This window comes from Rhodopseudomonas sp. BR0C11, from assembly GCF_010820945.1.
Taxonomy (GTDB): Bacteria; Pseudomonadota; Alphaproteobacteria; order Rhizobiales; family Xanthobacteraceae; genus Rhodopseudomonas; species Rhodopseudomonas palustris_H.
In genome coordinates this window covers 1-5,497 of sequence record NZ_QTKI01000332.1, presented here as the reverse complement: position 1 = coordinate 5,497, position 5,497 = coordinate 1, and the positions used below count along the sequence as shown (strand labels likewise).

Here is a 5,497-nt window from a genome sequence, read left to right as displayed (position 1 = left end):
CATGTAGGTGGCGAAGAACATCACCGTGATCAGCGGCACGCCGCGCCAGAACTCGATGAAAGCGACCGAGAAGATCCGGATCAGCGGGATCGTCGAACGGCGGCCGAGCGCAAGCGCAATGCCGATCGGCATCGAGGCGACGATGCCGGTGACCGACACCACCAGCGTCACCAGCAGGCCGCCCCACATCCGGGTGTCGACGACCGGCAGGCCGCCGCGGTCGAGCCGCAGCGCGGCGACCATCACGGCGATGCCGACGAAAATGCCGACCGTGGTCGCCAGCGCGCGCCAGCCGTTGCGCACCCCGGTCAGGATGAACACCAGCGCGGTGACGGCGACGGCGGTGAGCAAAAGATCAAGCCACACCGGCTGCGACGAGGCCTGGATCCAGTCGCGCAGCGCCACCAGCGGCCAGCTCAGCCACACCAGCACGGTGCCGAGGCCGAGCAGCACCTGGCCGATCACGCTGCCGACCGGCCCGCCCGCGGCAAGCTTGCGACCGGCGCGACCGACGCTGTCGGCAACACCGCTCGTCAGGTCTGCGCTCCAGGTAACGCCGAAGCCCTGCACGCCGCCACCATGCAGCAGGAAGAACGCCAACACGGGAAAGGCTATGAAGAACAGTCCGGCGTTCAGCGTCTTCGCTGGCGCCCGCGGGATCAACAGCGGCAACAGCAGCAGCGCGCCGAGCGCGAACACCAGATCGACCCGCCAGCGTTCCGGCGTCGGATAGAAACCGTAGATGAACTGCGAGAATTTGGCCTGCACGAATGGCCAGCAGGCGCCGACCGGATGGCCGGCCTTGTCGGCGAGGCAGTCGGTGCGGTTCGAACCGGACCACACCGCATCGACCAGCAGGAACTTCAGTGTCGGCACCACGGTGAAGTACAGCAGCAGCGCGCCGACGATGGTCAGCAGGATATTGGTCGGCGAGTTGAACAGCCGCTGCCGGATGATGCCGATCACACCCGGCTGGTGCACCGGCGGCGGCCGCTGCGGCACCATCTCGCCGCGCACAAACAGTGGCGTCACGGACCCGAGCTCGCTCATGCGCCCATGCTCCGGTTGATCCGCCACGCGTACAGACTCATCAGCGCGCTGGTGACCAGCGAGATCAAGAGGTACACGCCCATGGTGATGGCGATCACCTCGATCGCCTGTCCGGTCTGGCTCAGCGTGGTGCCGGCGAACACCGAGAACAGGTCGGGATAGCCGATCGCCACCGCCAGCGACGAGTTCTTGGTCAGGTTGAGATACTGGTTGGTCAGCGGCGGCAGGATCACCCGCAGTGCCTGCGGGATCACGATCAGTCGCAGCGTCTGCCCGCGCGACAGGCCGAGCGAGGCGCCCGCCTCCATCTGCCCCTTGTGTACCGACAGAATGCCGGCGCGGACGACTTCGGCGATGAACGCGGCGGTGTAGGTCGACAGCGCCAGCGTCAGCGCCACGAATTCAGGCGCCAGCCGCGAGCCGCCGACGAAATTGAAGCCGCGCAGCACCGGCACTTCCAGCGAGAACGGCTTGCCGACGATCAGGAACGCGATCAGCGGCAATCCGATCAACAGGCCGAGCACGATCGGCCACACCCGCATCGGCTTGCCGGTGGCAAACAGCCGGCGCCGGGCGTACAGCGGCAACAAGATCGCGGCAGCGATTGCAATCAGCAGCGCGACCAGGAAGCCATCGAGCCCCGCCTCGCCCACCAGCCGCGGCACCACGATGCCCCGGTTCGACAGGAAAAAGCTGTCCATCACCGAGACGCTCTGGCGCGGTGATGGCAGCGCACCGAGCACCGCGAGGTACCAGAACAGGATCTGGAACAGCAGCGGCAGGTTGCGGACGATTTCGACATAGCCGCCGCCGATCCGCGAGATCAGCCAGTTCGGCGACAGCCGCGCCAGCGCCACTGAAAAGCCGATCACGGTGGCGAAGAAGATTCCGACGACCGACACCACCAGCGTGTTGATCAGGCCGACCAGGAACACGCGGGTGTAGCTGTCGGACTCCTGATACGGGATCAGCGTCTGGCTGACGCCGAACCCCGCGGTGTGCGACATGAAGGCAAAGCCCGAGGCGATCCGCTGATTGGCGAGGTTGTCGCGGGCGTTGTCGACGATCTCGTAGCCGATCCAGACCAGCGCCGCGAGGAACAGCACTTGGGCGAGCAGCCCCTTCCAGCCTGAGCGGCCACCGAGCACTCGTCGCAGTTTCGCGACGAGCTGTGGCGGCGGTGGACGTGCGTCGATCGCCATCGGCGCGGATCTTTACGCGATCAGCGGATCGGCGGGGCGTACATGATGCCCCCCTTGTTCCAGAGCTTGTTGAGGCCGCGCGCGATCTCGAGCTTGGAGCCGGTGCCGACGTTGCGCTCGAACGATTCGCCGTAGTTGCCGGTCGCCTTGATGATGCGGGCGACCCAATCCTTGGTCAGGCCGAGCTGTTCGCCGAGATTACCGTCGGTACCGAACACCCGCTTCAGTTCGGGCTTGTCGGACTTGGCCATCTCGTCGACGTTCTTCTGGGTGACGCCGAGCTCTTCGGCATTGACCAGCGCAAACAGCGTCCACTTGACGATGTCGAACCACTGATCGTCGCCATGGCGGACCAACGGGCCGAGCGGCTCCTTCGAGATCACTTCCGGCAGCACGATATGATCGGCCGGGGTCGCCAGCTTCAGGCGCTGGGCGTAGAGCTGCGAGACGTCGGAGGTGAACACGTCGCAGCGGCCGGACTCGTAGGCCTTGACCGCCTCGTCGGCATTGGCGAACGCGATCACCTCGTACTTCATGTTGTTGCCTTTGAAATAGTCGGCAACGTTCTGCTCGTTGGTGGTGCCGGTCTGCACGCAGATCGAGGCGCCGTTGAGTTCCAGCGCCGAGTTCACCTTGAGCGACTTCTTGGCCATGAAGCCCTGGCCGTCATAATAACTGATGCCCGCGAAGTTCACGCCGAGCGAGGTGTCGCGCGACAGCGTCCAGGTGGTATTGCGCGACAGCACGTCGATCTCACCGGACTGCAGCGCGGTGAAGCGGTCCTTCGCCGACAGCGGCACGAACTTCACTTTGCTGGGGTCGTCAAACACCGCGGCCGCGATCGCGCGGCAGACATCGACGTCGAGACCGGTCCAGTTGCCTTTGTCGTCGGGCGCCGAAAAACCGGGCAGTCCCTGGCTGACGCCGCAGGACAACATGCCGCGATCCTTGACCGTCTTCAGGGTCTGCGCGTCCGCCGACGTCACCGAGAATACGGCGGCGGCTGCAAAGGCGGCGACGAGCGATACACGTTTCATGGAATGACCTTTCAAGGGATGTCCTGGCCGCTTCAATCGGCTTCGTGGGCGATGCGTTCCGATTGGATCCGCCGTTCGATCGCCCGAAGGCCCGCGCGCGGCAGCCGTTGCCCGGCACCATGCTGCAAAACTCTCGCCCGGCATTCGCGAGCCCCTCAGCACGATCTCCAGACAGACCGGTATGCATCACAGAACGAGACGCGCGCCGGGTCAAGGGGTTGACGGCCGTCTTCCAGAAGCTGCTATTACCCCCATTCGTCGAAGTAGCCGAAGCACACGCACGAGCGCTGTCACATTCGGCACAACCACCAGCGAGCCACCATGGACGCCTCCGACTCCAGCGGGACACCCGCGCCGCTCAGCACGCAGACCCGTCTCGTCACCGCAGGGCGCGACACTGCGGCGCAGAAGGGCTTCGTCAATCCGCCGGTGGTGCATGGTTCGACGGTGCTGTACCCGACCGCGGCCGATCTGCACGCTCACCGCGGCGAGTACTCCTATGGACGGCATGGCACCCCGACCACCAAGGCGCTGCAACAGGCGTTGATGGCGCTCGAAGGCCCGCAGTGTGCCGGTGTCGGGATCACGCCCTCCGGCGTGTCGGCGATCTCGACCGCCCTGCTCGCCGTCGTCAAAGCCGGCGATCATGTGCTGGTGTGCGACAACGCGTATCGGCCGACCCGGCTGTTCTGCGACCAGATGCTCAAGCGGCTCGGCGTCGAGACCAGTTATTTCGATCCGCTGATCGGCGCCGGCATCGCTGCGCATTTCCGGCCAAACACGGCGGTGGTGGTGGTCGAGGCGCCCGGCTCGCAATCGTTCGAGATGCCGGACATCCCGGCGATCGCGGCGGTCGCCAAGCAGCACGGCGCGTTGGTGATCGACGACAACACCTGGGCAACGCCGCTGTATCATCGCTCGCTGGAACAAGGCGTGGATATCTCGATCCAGGCCGCCACCAAATATATCGGCGGTCACTCCGACATCATGTTCGGCACCATCTCGGCCGATGCCGCCGCGTGGCCGAAGGTGTCGGAAGCGATCCGGCTGCTCGGCGTCTGCGCCGGACCGGACGATGTGTTCCTGGCGCTGCGCGGTCTGCGCACCCTGGAGGTGCGTCTCGCCCGGCACTATCAGGCTGGCCTGGAGATGGCGCGCTGGCTCGCGGCGCGTCCCGAGGTGCAGCGCGTGCTGCATCCCGGCCTTGAAACAGATCCGGGCCATGCGGTCTGGAAGCGCGACTTCACCGGCGCCTCCGGGCTGTTCTCGATCGTGCTGCAGCCGGCGCCGCAGGCGGCCGTCGATGCCCTGCTCGACACCGTGTCGCTGTTCGGGATGGGCTATTCATGGGGCGGCTTCGAAAGCCTGGTGATCCCGTTCGACTGCGCCTCGTACCGGACCGCGACGCGGTGGAACCCGGGCGGCCCGGCGCTGCGGCTGCATATCGGACTGGAATCGACCGACGACCTGAAGGCCGATCTCGACCGCGGCTTCGCGACGTTCAACGCGGCGCGGTAAGCGCTCTCTCCGTCATTGCGAGGAGCACCCGGATCGGCGCTTCGCGCCGTCGGGGCACAGGCTCCGCGACGAAGCAGTCCAGCGCAGCGCACTGAGCTTCTGGATTGCTTCGCTTCGCTCGCAATGACGGGAATAATCTTTGTTCTGATCGCCGCTGAGCAGCGTCAGACGGTCAGCCCACTGCCGATCAGTTCGGCACGCTCTCCGAGCCGCGGGCGTGCGCCTTGATGATCAGCATGATGTTGCGCACGTAGATGATGGTCGCCATCGCCTGGCCGAGGATGATCACCGGCTCGCGCTTGGCGATGCCGTAGATCAGCGTCATCAAGCCGCCGCCCATTGAGAAGAACCAGAACGCCATCGGCACGACGCTCTTGCCGGCGCGCTCGCTCGAGATCCACTGCACCAGGAAGCGGGCGGTGAACAACAGCTGCGCGATCAGACCGAAGGCGAGCCAGAAATCGAACTTTGCGACGAACACGTCGTACAGATAGTCGCCGAGTTCCTGACCGTATTGAATCAGCATCAGTTCACCTCAGTGGCGACCGGTGTCGCTTTCTTGCGGCGGATCAGCCACCACACCCCGGCGAGATCCATCAGCCCGACCCACAGCCGATCGAAGAAGCCGTAGTTGGACTTGCCCGACAATCGTGGCCGGTCGGCGACATCGACGTAAACAATGTCGAAGCC

The 5,497-nt window shown here is 65.4% G+C and carries 5 protein-coding genes and 1 pseudogene; 1 reads left to right on the top strand and 5 read right to left on the bottom strand.

Translation table 11 applies throughout. The features are described from left to right. The 3 genes from DYI24_RS20190 to DYI24_RS20180 all read right to left on the bottom strand — a co-directional run. Window positions 1-1,050 (bottom strand): ABC transporter permease subunit (locus DYI24_RS20190; protein ID WP_164573582.1); only part of this gene is annotated, 1,050 nt, incomplete at its 3' end. After that, a complete protein-coding gene (locus DYI24_RS20185) occupies window positions 1,047-2,252 on the bottom strand; it encodes an amino acid ABC transporter permease (RefSeq protein ID WP_164573581.1) in 1,206 nt (401 codons plus the stop codon). The genes DYI24_RS20190 and DYI24_RS20185, both read right to left, overlap by 4 nt. A 20-nt stretch (window positions 2,253-2,272) precedes the next feature. Beyond that, on the bottom strand, window positions 2,273-3,289 hold the full coding sequence (locus DYI24_RS20180; protein WP_107344544.1) for an amino acid ABC transporter substrate-binding protein: 1,017 nt from the start codon (window positions 3,287-3,289) through the stop codon (window positions 2,273-2,275). Between the two features lie 321 nt (window positions 3,290-3,610). Between DYI24_RS20180 and metC the strand changes: the two genes are divergently transcribed. Next, the gene (metC, locus tag DYI24_RS20175) at window positions 3,611-4,807 is read left to right on the top strand and encodes a cystathionine beta-lyase (RefSeq protein ID WP_164573580.1); all 1,197 of its coding nucleotides are present in this window, start codon (window positions 3,611-3,613) and stop codon (window positions 4,805-4,807) included. 187 nt (window positions 4,808-4,994) lie between these two features. Here metC and DYI24_RS20170 read toward each other — a convergent pair whose 3' ends face one another. Together DYI24_RS20170 and DYI24_RS28380 are read right to left on the bottom strand one after the other, a co-directional pair. Continuing rightward, window positions 4,995-5,333 carry a lipid-A-disaccharide synthase N-terminal domain-containing protein gene (locus tag DYI24_RS20170; protein WP_012496014.1) on the bottom strand — a complete coding sequence of 113 codons (339 nt, stop codon included), beginning with the start codon at window positions 5,331-5,333 and terminating at the stop codon, window positions 4,995-4,997. Continuing rightward, window positions 5,333-5,497: pseudogene (locus tag DYI24_RS28380) on the bottom strand (dolichol-phosphate mannosyltransferase); the annotation flags it as partial. The gene DYI24_RS20170 and the pseudogene DYI24_RS28380, both read right to left, overlap by 1 nt.

Coding starts and splice junctions, on each gene's coding strand:
- DYI24_RS20185 (WP_164573581.1), bottom strand. CDS start 2,252: ATGGCGATCGACGCACGTCCACCGCCGCCACAGCTCGTCGCGAAACTG.
- DYI24_RS20180 (WP_107344544.1), bottom strand. CDS start 3,289: ATGAAACGTGTATCGCTCGTCGCCGCCTTTGCAGCCGCCGCCGTATTC.
- DYI24_RS20170 (WP_012496014.1), bottom strand. CDS start 5,333: ATGCTGATTCAATACGGTCAGGAACTCGGCGACTATCTGTACGACGTG.
- metC (WP_164573580.1), top strand. CDS start 3,611: ATGGACGCCTCCGACTCCAGCGGGACACCCGCGCCGCTCAGCACGCAG.